General features: G+C 70.0%; 9 protein-coding genes. 4 read left to right on the forward strand and 5 right to left on the reverse strand.

All coding sequences use genetic code 11. From position 1 onward, the window contains the following. The first annotated feature begins 206 nt into the window (after positions 1-206). Positions 207-1,724, forward strand: a complete 1,518-nt coding sequence (locus HR086_RS18770) for a serine/threonine-protein kinase (protein WP_174466300.1) — start codon at positions 207-209, stop codon at positions 1,722-1,724. A gap of 52 nt (positions 1,725-1,776) precedes the next feature. On the opposite strand, the gene HR086_RS18775 is transcribed toward HR086_RS18770, so the two are convergent. Next, the gene (locus tag HR086_RS18775) at positions 1,777-2,310 is read right to left on the reverse strand and encodes an FHA domain-containing protein (protein ID WP_141640948.1); all 534 of its coding nucleotides are present in this window, start codon (positions 2,308-2,310) and stop codon (positions 1,777-1,779) included. Positions 2,311-2,458: 148 nt separating this feature from the next. On the opposite strand from HR086_RS18775, the gene HR086_RS18780 reads away from it, so the two are divergent. After that, the gene (locus tag HR086_RS18780; protein ID WP_141640947.1) at positions 2,459-3,004 is read left to right on the forward strand and encodes a hypothetical protein; all 546 of its coding nucleotides are present in this window, start codon (positions 2,459-2,461) and stop codon (positions 3,002-3,004) included. Positions 3,005-3,035: 31 nt separating this feature from the next. Continuing rightward, a complete protein-coding gene (locus tag HR086_RS18785; protein WP_174459840.1) occupies positions 3,036-4,460 on the forward strand; it encodes an esterase family protein in 1,425 nt (474 codons plus the stop codon). A 4-nt stretch (positions 4,461-4,464) separates the two neighbouring features. On the opposite strand, the gene HR086_RS18790 is transcribed toward HR086_RS18785, so the two are convergent. Further along, positions 4,465-5,316: a RimK family alpha-L-glutamate ligase gene (locus HR086_RS18790; protein WP_174459839.1), complete on the reverse strand. Its 852-nt coding sequence runs from the start codon at positions 5,314-5,316 to the stop codon at positions 4,465-4,467. Between the two features lie 215 nt (positions 5,317-5,531). Beyond that, complete coding sequence (locus tag HR086_RS18795) at positions 5,532-7,142, reverse strand: serine/threonine-protein kinase (RefSeq protein ID WP_174454418.1); 1,611 nt, start codon at positions 7,140-7,142, stop codon at positions 5,532-5,534. A 209-nt stretch (positions 7,143-7,351) separates the two neighbouring features. Here HR086_RS18795 and HR086_RS18800 point away from each other — a divergent pair, with 209 nt between their 5' ends. Next, entirely contained in the window at positions 7,352-11,881 is a 4,530-nt protein-coding gene (locus tag HR086_RS18800) for an amidohydrolase family protein (protein ID WP_174466301.1), read from the forward strand. 177 nt (positions 11,882-12,058) lie between these two features. Here HR086_RS18800 and HR086_RS18805 read toward each other — a convergent pair whose 3' ends face one another. Continuing rightward, a complete protein-coding gene (locus HR086_RS18805) occupies positions 12,059-12,700 on the reverse strand; it encodes a TetR/AcrR family transcriptional regulator (RefSeq protein ID WP_141640941.1) in 642 nt (213 codons plus the stop codon). A 121-nt stretch (positions 12,701-12,821) separates the two neighbouring features. Further along, positions 12,822-13,131: metallophosphoesterase (locus HR086_RS18810; RefSeq protein ID WP_373564324.1), on the reverse strand; the 310-nt coding region annotated here is incomplete at its 5' end.

Genomic DNA, 13,131 nt, shown 5'->3' on the forward strand with positions numbered 1-13,131 from the left:
CCGGTGAGCGAGCCTGTCCGGTGGAGGACGGCGCACGAGGCGTGGGCGCGTCCGTGCGGGCTGACCTCTCCTGCGCGGGGAGAAGGGTCTTCGAGGACCTCGGATGCGTCGTCTCCACAGGGAGGGAACGGCGCTGACGTTGGATGGAAGACAGAGGGCCCGGTGTGGGTTGCCGTTGCTCCTGAGCATGGAGAGTTCTTCACACCATGGGCAACGATGACCTCTTCGCGCAGACCCTGCTGTCCGGTCGTGGAGGCTCCATGAGCGGAGAGCCCCGGATGGGCGAGGAGCTGCGGGAGGGCTTCGTGCTGGGCAGCTACCAGCTGGAGACGTTCCTGGGTGAAGGCTCCATGGGGCGGGTGTTCCAGGCGCGTCACGCGCGGCTGGGGCGGCAGGTGGCCTTGAAGGTGCTGAAGCCGGAGCACGCGCGGGACGGCGGCTTCGTGCAGCGCTTCTTCCAGGAAGCCCGCACCGTGAATCAAATCAACCACGAGCACATCGTGGAGATTTTCGACTTCGTGGACGAGGGCGAGGGTGGCCACGTCTACTGCGTCATGGAGCTGCTGCGGGGCCAGGGGCTCGGCGTGCTCTTGAAGCAGGAGCCGCTGTCGCTCGCGCGCATCCAGCGCATCGCCGTGCAGGTGTGCGCGGCGCTGGGCGCGGCCCACCAGGTGGGCGTGGTGCACCGGGACATCAAGCCGGACAACCTCTTCCTCACCCAGCGCGCGGGCCAGCCGGACTTCGTGAAGGTGCTGGACTTCGGTGTGGCCAAGCACCTGTCCTCCGAGGGGGCTCCCACCGGCACGCTGGACGGGACCATCATCGGCACGCCGGCGTACATGTCCCCGGAGCAGGCCGCGGGCCTCTCGGTGGACGCGCGCTCGGACATCTACGCGGTGGGCAACATCTTCTACGAGATGCTCTGCGGGCATCCGCCCTTCCAGGCAGAGGCCTTCGGGCAGCTGGTGGTGCAGATCATCACGCAGCCGCCGCCGCCACTGCCCTCGCACCTGCCTTCGGGTGAGCCGTTGCCGCCCCAGCTCACGGAGCTGGTGATGCGCTGCCTGGCGAAGGAGCCGGAGGGGCGGCCCCAGTCGCTCGCGGAGGTGACGACGGGGTTGTTGCTGCTGCCCGTCCAGGTGCCCACGTCGCCGGAGGCGGTGGCCGCGATGGAGTTGTCCGAGCGGCCCACGCGGCGGATGTCCGTCGTTGGAGCGGGGCGTCGCCGCGCGGTGATGCTGGCCGGTGGAGGCGCGCTGGCGCTGCTGACGGGCGCGCTGCTGTGGACGGGGCTGGGTGCGGCGGATGCGCCCGTGCTCGCGCAGGCGCCGGTGTCCGTTGTCTCGCCGGAGCGGAGGGTCGAGCCCAGGAAGTTGGAGCTGTTGCCTCCCGCGCCCGTGCAGCCCGGAGTGACGCTCACCGTGCACTCCTTCCCGGAGGGGGCGCAGGTGGTGCGGTCGGACACGGGTGAGGTGCTGGGCATCACCCCGCTGGTGCGCGAGCTGCCGCGCCGCGAGGTGCCGCTGAGTCTGCGCGTGGAACTTGCGGGCTACGTGTCGTCGGAGCGCTCGGTGCGGCTGGATGCTCACACCGAACTGGAAGTGCCGCTCGCCAAGTCCCTCACGGCGCCAAAGCCGGCCGCGAACGCGAAGAAGGCGAGCCGGAACGCGACCGCGCCTCGCAAGGGTGCGCGCGCCGCGAGCGCCGCCCCCGCATCACGTTGAGCGCGGACCGCCGGGCTCCTGCTTCACGCAGCGGCACCGAGGTCTCCCCGCCTCAGCGCGAGGCGGCCGTCTGCGCCAGCACCTGCGCGGCGATGCGGGAGATGCGCTCGTCGAAGCCGCTCGCGTCGTGGAAGGTGAGGCGCACGTCGCCCACTTCCAGCTTCGCGCCCGGACTCAGCACGGTGCCCTCCTCGGGGAGTTCCTGCCCATCCAGCTTCACCGGACGGGCATCCGCCACCCTCGCGACGTGCCAGCCCGCGTCGGGGCGGGGCGTGAGGATGAGCTGCTCCCGCGACACCGTGGCGTCGTTGATGACCAGCGCGTTGTTCGAGGCGCGCCCCATCCGCATGGGGCCTCGCTCGGCCAGGGCCACCAGTTCGAAGCACATGGCGTCCCCGGCGGGCAGGCAGTCCCGCAGGTCCGTCAAGGGCAGCCGAGTGGCACCCACGTTCCCCTCCGTCGTTTCGGGGACGTTCCACGCGCCTGCCTCCCACACCAACCAGGGGTGTGGGTACTTGGCGCGAAACTTCTCCTTGAGAGCCATGTGCTGCCTCACGAGCAGCGAGAGCAGCAGAGCGCGTGCCATGGGTAACTCATAACCTCTTCGGGGCCCGCCAGGCGCGAGAAGGTGGGTTTGGGTGTCCACGAATGGTCGGAATCCAGGCGAGGAGGCCCCTCTCGCGCCCGGGCGGGAGCCTGTAGTACACCCGCGCCCACATATGTCTGGAGGTCCCATGCGTCGCCTGCTGCTCGCCCCGTTGTTGCTCCTCGTCCCCGCCTGCAAGGGTGAAACCGCGAAGGACGTCACTGCCGCGGTGGTGGGCAAGACGGTGGAGGTCGCCAAGGGCGCGGGCAGCGGCGTGGTGGAGGGCATGAAGGAAGGCCGCAAGGGCGCGGTGAGCACGGATGGCTCGCGCACGCTGTCCGCGGCCGACGAGGTCCACGCCAACACGGAGCTGTCCGTGCTGGAAGTGAAGGCGTCCAGCGGGGGCGGGGTGGAGGTGGTGCTGGCCGTGACGAACAAGACGGCCGAGCCGCTGCACCTGCTGGGCCTCCAGGAGGGTGGCGGCGCGCAGTTGCTGGACAAGGACGGCTTCGCCACGCCGCTCCAGGCGCGCTCTCCGGGACAGGCCGCGGACTCCATCAAGGTGCCGCCCTCGGTGAAGGTGAAGGCGAGCGTCTTCTTCGATGGCGAGGCCGACAAGGCCGCGAAGGTGCGGCTGTGGGGGCGCGAGTTCACGGTGTCGGGCACCGCCACCGCCGCCACGCCCCAGCCCTGACGCTGGTTCCCTCCAGCCACTGGAGACGTTGATGCGCCGTCTGTCCGCCGTCCTGCTGTGCGCGACGCTGCTGTCCGCCTGTGATGACTCCGAGGGCGCGGCGTACGTGCCACCTCCGCCCTTCACCCAGACGTATCCGGATGGGGGCGTCTCGCCGGACGGCGGCTCGGGGCCGGAGACCTGGGCCTGTCAGCGCTCGGCGGTGGTGCGCGGCGCGCCCATCTCCCTGTGGGTGAACCTGCAACTGGCGATGAGCCGCGCCACCTCACCCGAGGTCCGCACGGCGGCCATCGACCAGTTCGTGGCGGATGTGGCGGCGCAGGGCGGCACGCCGCTGGTGAGCGATGCGCGCTCGGGCCGGCAGCGGGTGGTCTTCTTCGCGCGTGGCGACTCCGCGCGCGACACGTCCGTGGCTGGCGACTTCAACGAGTGGTCTCCCACCGCCACGCCGCTGGCGCAGGTGCGTGACACGGACCTGTTCGTCGCGGAGGTGGACATCCCGCGCACGGGGCCGCACCCGTACAAGTTGGTGAAGGGTGGAGGCTTCTTCGAGGACCCTCGGGCGAAGCACGTGGTGTGGGACCGCCTCAACCGCAACGCGGTGGGCCAGTTCAACTCGCTCGTCTATCCGGACGCGCAGGACGCGACGAAGGGGCGGCTCACCGCCTGGTACGGCGTGCGCGCCACGGTGCTCGGGGATGCGCGCGACGTGTTCGTCTACACGCCGCCGTCCTACGACGGCCCGGAGTGCCCGACGCTGCCGGTGATGTACGTGCACGACGGCAACGAGAGCATCACCCGCGAGTCCTTCGTGGACGCGGCGGACGCACACTACAAGGCGCGGCCCCAGGACGCGGCGGTGCTCGTCTTCGTGGCGCTTCCCACGCAGGACGTGCGGCTGGCGCAGTACACCTTCGCGCCCGCGCGCGCCCCGGGCTGGCCCGCGCCCAAGGGTGATGAGTACCTGGCCTTCCTGAAGGATGACCTGATGCCTCGCGTGGAGGCGGGCTTCCGGGTGAAGACGGGTCCCCGGGACACGGGCATCTTCGGCGCGTCACTGGGGGGACTCATCTCCGTGTACGCGGGCTTCCAGTTCCCGGAGAAGTTCGGCTTCGTGGGCACCCAGTCGGGGACGTTGTTCTGGCCGCACGACGGTGAAGTGGACCGGGACGACGGCAACGCCATGGTGCTGCGCGCGGGGCAGGAGCCGGTGGTGCCGGTGCGCTTCTACGTGGACCACGGCTCGCCGGCGACGGGCTGCACGGACGACGGCGAGCAGGGCTCCGACGACTGTCAGTCCAACCTCCAGTTCCTCGCGGCGCTGAAGAGCCGGGGCTATGACGTGGCCCACGTGCACGAGCCGAGCGGGCAGCACGACTGGTCCTTCTGGAAGAAGCGCCTGCCGAAGCTGCTCTGCGTGTTCCGCAACACCGACGCGAAGGTGTGCGGCCTCTAGGGCTTCAGAGTCTGGCGGCGATGGCTCGGGCCAGTCGGCCTGGGGCCTCGGGGTCCAGTGACAGGAAGAGGGAGGGCTCGGTGACTTCCACTTCCTGCAGGCGCGTGACGCCTTCGTTGTCAGTGGCCACGTCCACGCGGGCGTAGAGCAGCGGCTGGCCGATGGCCTCCAGCACGCGCTCGGCCAGGCGTGACTCCTCGCGATTGTCGGGCGTGAAGACGGTGGGCTGGGCGAAGCCCCGGGGCGCGGACTTCAGCGTGGGGGGCCGGCGCACCGCGTGGCTGAAGGCGCCGTCGAAGGAGATGTAGCTGCGCTCGCCCTCTGTTTCGAAGGCGGTGAGGTAGGGCTGCACCATGAGCTCGCACTCGGCGGCCAGCTCCGTCACGAGCTGAGTGGCGGCGGCGGCTTCGGCGCGCGGAAGAATGTGTGTCTTGAGTGCGCCCGCGGACACGGCGGGCTTGAGGACGACGGCGTCCCAGCCGCGCGACTTCACCAGGGCGCCGACGTCGAGCGTGCCGCCGCGCTCCACCCAGACGGTGGGCGTGACGGGGATGCCCTTGGCCTCCAGCTCGCGCAGGTAGAACTTGTGCGTGTTCCAGCGCAGCACGTCGGCCGGGTTGTGGAGCTTCGTGAGGCGGCCGACCTTCTGCGCCCAGGCGACGAAGGTGTCGCGGCGCAGGTGGCTGTCCCAGGTGGTGCGCACGACGGCCATGCGCACGGTGCGGAAGTCCACCGTCGGGTCGTCCCACACGACAGGCCGCGCATCCAGTCCCAGCGCATTCAGGGCGGGAAGCAGGGGAGCGTCGAAGGCGTCGAGCTCCGGCAGGTCGGCATAGGTGAGGACGGCCACGTCCATGGTGTGTTGCTCCCGGTGAGGCGTGCGCGCCCTAAGTAGCGCGAAGGTGCCGAGCGCGCAGGGATTTTGAGTGAAGGGGAGGCTGTCGCACGGCGATGCCTGGAGCGTGGTTGCTCGAGCAGGGAGGCTGCGAGCGCGGTGGCGCGATGCTCGGCGGGGGTGGGCCTCGGGGATGGCTGTGCCGGGCGCGGTGGCTGGTCGCGCCTCGACGTGCATCAGGCCGGGCGAGCGGTGGCGGGGGCACGAGGCGGCGCCTGTCCGCCCGCATCACTGGCCTTGTCCTTCTGGTTGCGTTCTTGCGCCTCACGCAACGCGTGCGCGAGCAGCGCCTGTCCTCGGGGATAGGGCGCGGCCTCACCGCCTATCGCGAGCATTTGCTGTCGCAGCAGCGCGCCGCTGGCCGTGCGTTGCTCGGGCCGCTTCTCGAGCAACCCCATCACCGCCGCGTCCAGCTCGGGCGGCACCTCCGGGTTGAAGTGCGAAGGCGGCGCCAGCTCCTGGTCCAGCGTGGCGCGCAGCAGCGCTTCCTGCGTGGAGCCCTGGAGCGCGCGTCGGCCCGTGAGGGCCTCATGCAGCGTCAGTCCCAGCGCGAAGAGGTCCGCGCGCCCATCGAACGGCCGTCCCGCCGCCTGCTCGGGCGCCATGTAGCCCAGCTTGCCGCGCACACTGCCCGCCGCCGTGAGCTGCGAGCGCGCCGAGTCCCGCGCAATCCCGAAGTCCGACAGCTTCGCTTCCCCGAAGCGGGACACCAGCACGTTGGGCGGGTTGAGGTCCCGGTGGACCAGCCGCAGCGGCTGTCCATCCGCGCCCGTGCGGCGGTGCAGATAGTCGAGCGCCGCCGCCAGCTCCGCGCCCAGGAAGGTCACCGCCGCCACCGGCAGCGGCCGGCGCGACAGCCCCCGCATCAGCGAGCTGAGCGGCATGCCATCCACGAACTCCATCGCCAGGAAGTACGTGCCGCCATGCCGCCCCAGGTCGAACACCTGGACGATGTTGGGATGGTTGAGCGACGAGCACAGCTCCGCCTCCCGGCGGAACATGGTGACGAACTCATCGTCGTCCGCGAACGAGGGGAGGATGCGCTTGAGGGCCACCTGCTTCTGGAAGCCACCCTCCGGGCAGTACGTGGCCCGGTACACCTCCGCCATGCCTCCGGCGCCCACGCGCTCGTGCAGCACGTACTTGCCCATGACCTCCTGCTCACGCAGAGCGGACAGCGCCCCCCGTGTCAGCTGGAGGAAGTGCCTCGCCAGCGTGGCGGTGAAGACCCCCGCGGCCACGAAGAAGAAGGCCCGCGTGGCGATGAAGCGCGGCGTCAGCGTGATGAGCGCCGACTCCGGCAACAGCGGCTGGACGAAGAGGAAGTAGATGCCCAGGTACTCGGCGGCCACCAGGATGCCCGCAGCCAGCGCCAGCCGGGGATTGCTGCGCAGCGTCGCGAGCGTAATCAGCGTGGGCCAGATGACCAGCGTGGGCGCCGTGAGCGCGTAGATGGGCCCCTGGAAGCGCAGGTCGAACGCCAGCACCACCGCGGGGATGCTGACCTCAATCGCCACGTTGAGCCAGGGAATCGCCGGGTGGAACGCACCCGAGCGCAGCACGCGCCACAGCGCCGTGTAGTAGAGCGCCAGCACCGCCGACAACCCCATGAGGGCCTGCGTCAAGCCCCAGCCAATCGAGGGCCCCAGCGCCGCGGCCACCACCACCGACGCGCCCGACAGGCCCGCCATGAAGCGCGCCACCGACAGCTCCCGGGCCTGCGCATCGCGTCGTAGGTGTCCGTCCAGGAAGCGGGAGACGGGGCTCGTCAGGGTGTGCGCGGTCATCGGTCGTCCCACTCTACAAAAAGCTGGGAACTCGACACGGCCCCCCAGCCCTCCAGCCCGCATCTGGCTCGTGGGGTCGTCCTGACTACAGGTATTTCGCGGCGGGGCCCCGGGGTCGCCTGTCGCTGAAATGTTTCACGAGCTACTCTCCGCGCGTGTCGAGGACGTACCGCCTCACCCCAGGCCGGTGTCCCCGGGAGACCCACGAGATGCGAAAGTTCCCTCGCTTGCTGCTGGCCGCGCTCGCCGCGGTGTTGCTGTCCCACGTTGGTTGCTCTGGCGACGACAGGCCGGAATGTGAGGGCGCGAGCTGCGTCGCCCCTGCCGTCTGCGGCAACAGCGCCAAGGAAGAGGGCGAGCAATGCGACGACGGCAACAGGGTCAGCGGCGACGGCTGCGACGCGGACTGTACGGTGACGCCCGAGGTGGAGAAGCCCGTCTGTGGCAACGGGAAGCTGGAGGGCACGGAGACGTGCGACGACGGCAACGCGGCGGACGGTGACGGCTGTCAGGTGGACTGCTCGCTGACGCTGACCCGCTGCGCGGCGGCGGACGTACCCCCGCTCGCGGATGGGGCCACGTGCGCGGTGACGAAGGCCGGCAATGGCGCGCGCCTCTTCACGGGCGTCGTGCTGAAGGACGGCGAGACGCTGGTGGGCGGCCAGGTGATGGTGAACCCCCAGGGCGTCATCACCTGCGCGTCGTGTGACTGCTCCACCGAGGATGGCGCCGCTGAAGCCACCCACATCTCGTGCCCGACGGGTGTCATCTCCCCGGGCCTCATCAACCCGCACGAGCACGTCACCTTCCAGAACGGCCCCTACGCGTGGACGGACGAGCGCTACGAGCACCGGCTGGACTGGTTCCGGGGCCTGGGCAACCACACCCGCGTCGCCAACAGCACCCGGTCCGCCGCGGACTCGGTGGGCTTCATCGAGCTGCGCCACCTGCTCTCGGGCACCACGTCCATCGCGGGTGTGGGCGGCGTCGCGGGCCTCCTGCGCAACCTGGACCAGGTCCCCGTGACTCGTCAGGAGGGCATGGACATGTGGGTCGCGGTCTCGGACACCTATCCGCTGGGGGACCAGGAGACGGACCTGAGGGCGGATGACTGTACCTATGCGCGGATGCCGAGGACGTCGAGCCTGTCCAAGGTCGCCGCCTACCTGCCGCACCTGGGCGAGGGCATCAGCACGGAGGCCTACAACGAGATTCGCTGCGTGTCCGTGGCGCCCAATGACGTGCTGCAGCCGCGCACGACGCTCATCCACGGCATCGCGATGACGGCGCGCGAAATCACGCTGATGGCGGACCGGGGCACGGCGCTCATCTGGTCGCCGCGCTCCAACCTCACGCTGTACGGCGACACCGCCATGGTGTCCGCGTACAAGCGGCTGGGCGTGAGCATCTCGCTGAGCACCGACTGGGCCCAGTCCGGCTCCATGAACATGCTGCGCGAGCTGAAGTGCGCGGACACGCTAAACACCGTGCAGTTCGCCCGGACGTTCAGCGACGTGGACCTCTGGAAGATGACGACGGCCAACGCCGCGGAGGCGGTGGACATGCAGAGCCGCGTGGGCCGCCTCGCGCCGGGCAAGCTGGGCGACCTGGCCATCTACTCGCTGCGCACCCACGCCAGCTCGCCGCACCGGGCGGTCATCTCCGCCGAGCCCGCCGATGTCGTGCTGACGATGCGCGCCGGCAAGGCCCTCTACGGCGACCAGACGCTGGTGGGCGCGCTGAAGGCCGAGGCGGAGGCGTGCGACGCGATGGACGTGTGCGGCACCGCCAAGACCGTCTGCCTCCAGTCGGAGCTGGGCAAGAACCTGGAGGCGCTCAAGGCCGCCAACCCCGTGGGCTATCCGCTGTTCGCCTGCGGCGTTCCCCAGGGCGAGCCTGTCTGCGTGCCCCGCCGCATCTCGAACAACCCGGACTTCCCGGCGTCGGTGCGCGGCTCGAACGTCTACTCCGGTGAGAGCAAGGTGGATGACCCGGATGGCGACGGGTTGCGCAACTCCATCGACAACTGCCGCACCATCTTCAACCCCATCCGTCCCATGGACGGCGGCAAGCAGGCCGACTCGGACAACGACGGCGTGGGCGACGCGTGCGACCCGTGCCCGCTGGCGGCGAACACCTCCGCGTGTACGCACGTCGTCGTCGGCGATGATGACCAGGACGGGTTCCCGACGTGGCAGGACAACTGCCCCTTCACGTCCAACCAGGACCAGGCGGACCAGGATGGAGATGGCAAGGGCGATGCGTGCGACGTGTGCGCCGCGACGCCCAACGCGGGCCACCTGGGCTGCCCGTCCAGCATCCATGCGCTGAAGACGCGGGAGGATGGACGCCTGCCCCTGGAAGGGCGGCCGGTGTCGTTCAACGACGTCATCGTCACCGCCGTGGTGAAGGGCGCCGCGACGGTGGAGGGCTACTGGCTGCAGGTGCACCCGCTGCCGTCGGGAGCGAGCGTGGAGAACTCGGGCATCTACGTGTACGCGCCCAAGGGTGACCTCGCGGTGGGAGACCGGCTGGACATCGTCACCGCGACGCTGACCCTCTTCAACGGGCTGCCGGAGCTGGTGGACGTGAAGTACGTCCGGCGCAGCGCTGGCAACCCGCTGCCGGCGCCGGTGCCCGTCACCACGGCGGACATCCGCACCGGAGGCCCGAGGGCCGAGGCGCTGGAGGGCGTGCTGGTGGAGGTGTACGACGTGAGCACCACGAGCACGGTGGACAACTTCAAGCAGTTCTTCGTCAACGAGAGCGGCAACACGTCGCAGCCCGGGCTGATGGTGGACGACCTGGCGTACACCTACGCGGACCCGACGCTGGGGACGCGGTTCGGCGTGCTGCGCGGTGTGCTGACGTTCAGCTTCAGCGACTCCAAGGTGATGCCGCGCAGCATCGCGGACCTGAAGCCGCCCATGCCGTCGTTGACGGGCTTCGGGCCGGGCGACGGGTTCGTCCGCCTGGGCGAGACGGGCGCGGTGAGCACCTTCCCGCAGGCGCTGACGGTGACGCTGTCCGGCACCTACTCGGAGCCGCTCGACATCTTCATCACCTCCAGCGACAGCAGCGCGCTGCGCGTGGCCAACGGACGGGTGACGGTGCCCGCGGGTCAGAGCGCAGTGGAGGTGAAGGTGGAGCCCCTGGCCCCGGCGGCGAACGTGACGCTGACCGCGTCGCTGCGAAACACCACCCGCCAGGCGTCGTTCCGGGTGCTGGGCGCGACGGAGCAGCCCGCCATCACCGGGCTGACGCCTTCCGAGGCGACGGTGGTTCCGGGGGGCTCGGTGAGCTTCGCGGTGGCGCTGGACCGTCCGGCCCCCGCGAACTCCACCATCGCATTGACCGTGAATCCCACGTCGGGCTTCGGCACGCTCACTCCGGTGGACGGGGCGCTGACGGTGGCGACGAACGCGATGGAGGCGACGTTCACCCTCACTGTCGACGAAACGGCCACGGGCCCCACGGGCACCGTGACGGCGGAGCTGGGCGCCAGCAGCGCGACTTCCACGGTGACGGTGGACCTGGTCTCCCCGAGGTTGTTGGGCATGACGCCCACGGGGCCGGTGGTCGTCCGGTACGGGTTGACGCAGGAGTTCCGGGTGACGCTGTCCTCGGCGCCGACGGCGGACCTCGCGGTGGCGCTGGCCGCCACGCCGGGCGCGGGTGTCACGCTCTTCGGCACGGTGCCGGCCACGGTGACGGTGCCCGCGGGTGCGACGGAGGCCACGTTCCTCTTCACCGCGGATGCGCGGGGCGAGGGCGAGGGCACGGTGTCCGCGTCGCTGCTCGGTGTGCGGCGGACGTCGGCCGTCACGGTGACGCCGCCGCCCGCGCAGCTCGCCTCGCTGACGCCCGAGACGGCGTCGGTGTACTTCGGGGCGAAGCAGGCCTTCACGGTGACGCTGGACCGCAGGGCGGCCGTCGGTGGCGCCGTCGTCACGCTGGCGGTGTCCTCGGCCACGCTGGGGTCGCTGCCCGCGGAAACGGTGACGGTGCCGGAGGGACAGACGAGCGTCCAGGTCCTCTTCACGGCGGGGACCGAGGCCCTGAGTGGCACGGTGTCCGCGACGTACGAGGGCGTGACGAAGACGGTGGCCATCACCACGGTGCCGCGCCCGGCCATCAACCACCTGGTCATCAACGAGGTGGACTACGACCCGAAGGGCACGGACACGACCGCGAACAAGGAGTTCGTGGAGATCTACAACCCCACGGCTTCGGCCATCTCCCTGGTGGGGGTGTACCTCGTGTTCGTCAATGGTTCGCCAGCGGTGCCGGCGAGCTACGAGAAGATCGACCTCGCGAGCGTCGTCACGCTGGCACCGGGTGAGTACCTGGTGGTGGGCCCCGCTGCCATCGTGGATCCGCTCGCGGGTCAGGCGGGAATCAAGACGCTGCTGTCGACGAAGGCCATCCAGAATGGTGGCAGCAACTCCACTCCCACGGCGGACGCGGTCGCCCTCTTCGACAGTGCCACGGAATCCATCCTCGATTCGCTCGCCTACGAGGGGCCCGTCAATCAGGGCACCATCGCGGGCGTGGCGAACAAGCGGTTCGACTTCACGGAGGGGCCGCGGAGCACGGCGGCGTTGGCGGACATCGACACGACGGAGGGGACGCTGGCGCGCGGCGCGGACAGCTCCGACACGAACGACAACCTGGATGACTTCAGGTTCACCACCACGCTGACCCCCGGCAGGCAGAACATCATCACCCCACTGCCGTGACACCCCGCGCGGCGTCGAGCCGCGTGACACGGTGAGAAGTTGCTCGGGCGGCTCCCGCGATGTCGGGGCCGCCCGAGCCTTTTCGAGGGACGTGGATGGCCACGTCGAGGTTCTCAGGGACGAGGCGCGGGAGCGACAGCGCCGCCCCTGGTGGCGCTTCTGGGGTTGAGCAGGGCGCTACGGCGCCTTGCGTACCAGCGCGCCGTCCATCAGCAGTCGGTCCAGCGAGGCGGCCATCGAGTCGTAGTCGAGCGTGGCGCGGAAGAGGTTCTGGTACATCAGCGCGCCCAGGTAGCCACCGAAGACGCCGTGGGCCGCCAGCTCCGTGTCCACGTCCTGACGGAACTCGCCGGTCGTCTGCCCGTGACGGAGGATGCCGCCCAGCACCTTCGCGTACAGGCCCAGCTTCTCGCGGATGGCCTCCGCCACCCGCTCGTTCGAGTCCGCCGCTTCGGCCGCGAGCATGCCGAAGAAGATGCCGTACTCGCGATGCTGGCCCAGGAAGGAGTGCGTGCCGCGGGTGAAGGCCTGGAGTTGCTCGCGAGCGGACAGGCCGCGGTGCTCGTCGAGCAGGTCCACGAAGCCACTCAGGTAGCGCTGGTGCAGCTCCTCGATGGCCGCGAGCAGCAGGTCTTCCTTCGTGGGGAAGTGCCAGTACAGCGCTCCAGGGGTCATCCGGATGGCGCGCGCCAGGTCCGCCATCGTCGTCGCCAGGAACCCTCGCTTCGCGAACAGGGTGATGGCTGCTTCGAGGATGTCCACGCGTGTGCGCGCGGAGCGTTCCTGCTTGAGCTCTCTCTTCGCCGGTTCCTTGCTCATGGCAACGAAAACCATACCCCAGTCCCGCGGCGACACCCGGGCGTCATTCTAACGCGTTGGCGGCTCATGGTGCCCGGAGCGCGCACCAACAGGAGTCAAGGGTTGAACCTGTGTCTGTCTTTCAGGCCGCCAGCAACGTCACCTTGACGATTTCCGGAGGAGCGCCGACGCGCAGGGGCGGCCCCCAGAAGCCCGTGCCCCGGCTGACGTAGAGGTGCTTGTCGCCCTCCTCGAAGTGTCCCGCGTCGTGCTCCCAGATGGCCGACACCGCGAGCGTGAACGGAAAGAACTGTCCCCCGTGCGTATGCCCGGACAACTGCAACCCCATGCCCGCTTGCGCCGCCACGCGCCAGTTGGAGGGTTGGTGCGCGAGCAGCACCGCCGCCCGCTCCGGCTCCCTCCCCGCCACCGCCGCCTTCAAGTCATAGCCC

Origin of the sequence: Myxococcus sp. CA039A (genome assembly GCF_013336645.1) — a bacterium.
GTDB classification, from domain to species: domain Bacteria; phylum Myxococcota; class Myxococcia; order Myxococcales; family Myxococcaceae; genus Myxococcus; species Myxococcus llanfairpwllgwyngyllgogerychwyrndrobwllllantysiliogogogochensis.

Excerpts from the sequence above, each read along its gene's own strand:
- HR086_RS18795 (WP_174454418.1), bottom strand. The coding sequence starts at position 7,142 with ATGACCGCGCACACCCTGACGAGCCCCGTCTCCCGCTTCCTGGACGGA.
- HR086_RS18805 (WP_141640941.1), bottom strand. The coding sequence starts at position 12,700 with ATGAGCAAGGAACCGGCGAAGAGAGAGCTCAAGCAGGAACGCTCCGCG.
- HR086_RS18770 (WP_174466300.1), top strand. The coding sequence starts at position 207 with ATGGGCAACGATGACCTCTTCGCGCAGACCCTGCTGTCCGGTCGTGGA.
- HR086_RS18780 (WP_141640947.1), top strand. The coding sequence starts at position 2,459 with ATGCGTCGCCTGCTGCTCGCCCCGTTGTTGCTCCTCGTCCCCGCCTGC.
- HR086_RS18785 (WP_174459840.1), top strand. The coding sequence starts at position 3,036 with ATGCGCCGTCTGTCCGCCGTCCTGCTGTGCGCGACGCTGCTGTCCGCC.
- HR086_RS18790 (WP_174459839.1), bottom strand. The coding sequence starts at position 5,316 with ATGGACGTGGCCGTCCTCACCTATGCCGACCTGCCGGAGCTCGACGCC.
- HR086_RS18775 (WP_141640948.1), bottom strand. The coding sequence starts at position 2,310 with ATGGCACGCGCTCTGCTGCTCTCGCTGCTCGTGAGGCAGCACATGGCT.
- HR086_RS18800 (WP_174466301.1), top strand. The coding sequence starts at position 7,352 with ATGCGAAAGTTCCCTCGCTTGCTGCTGGCCGCGCTCGCCGCGGTGTTG.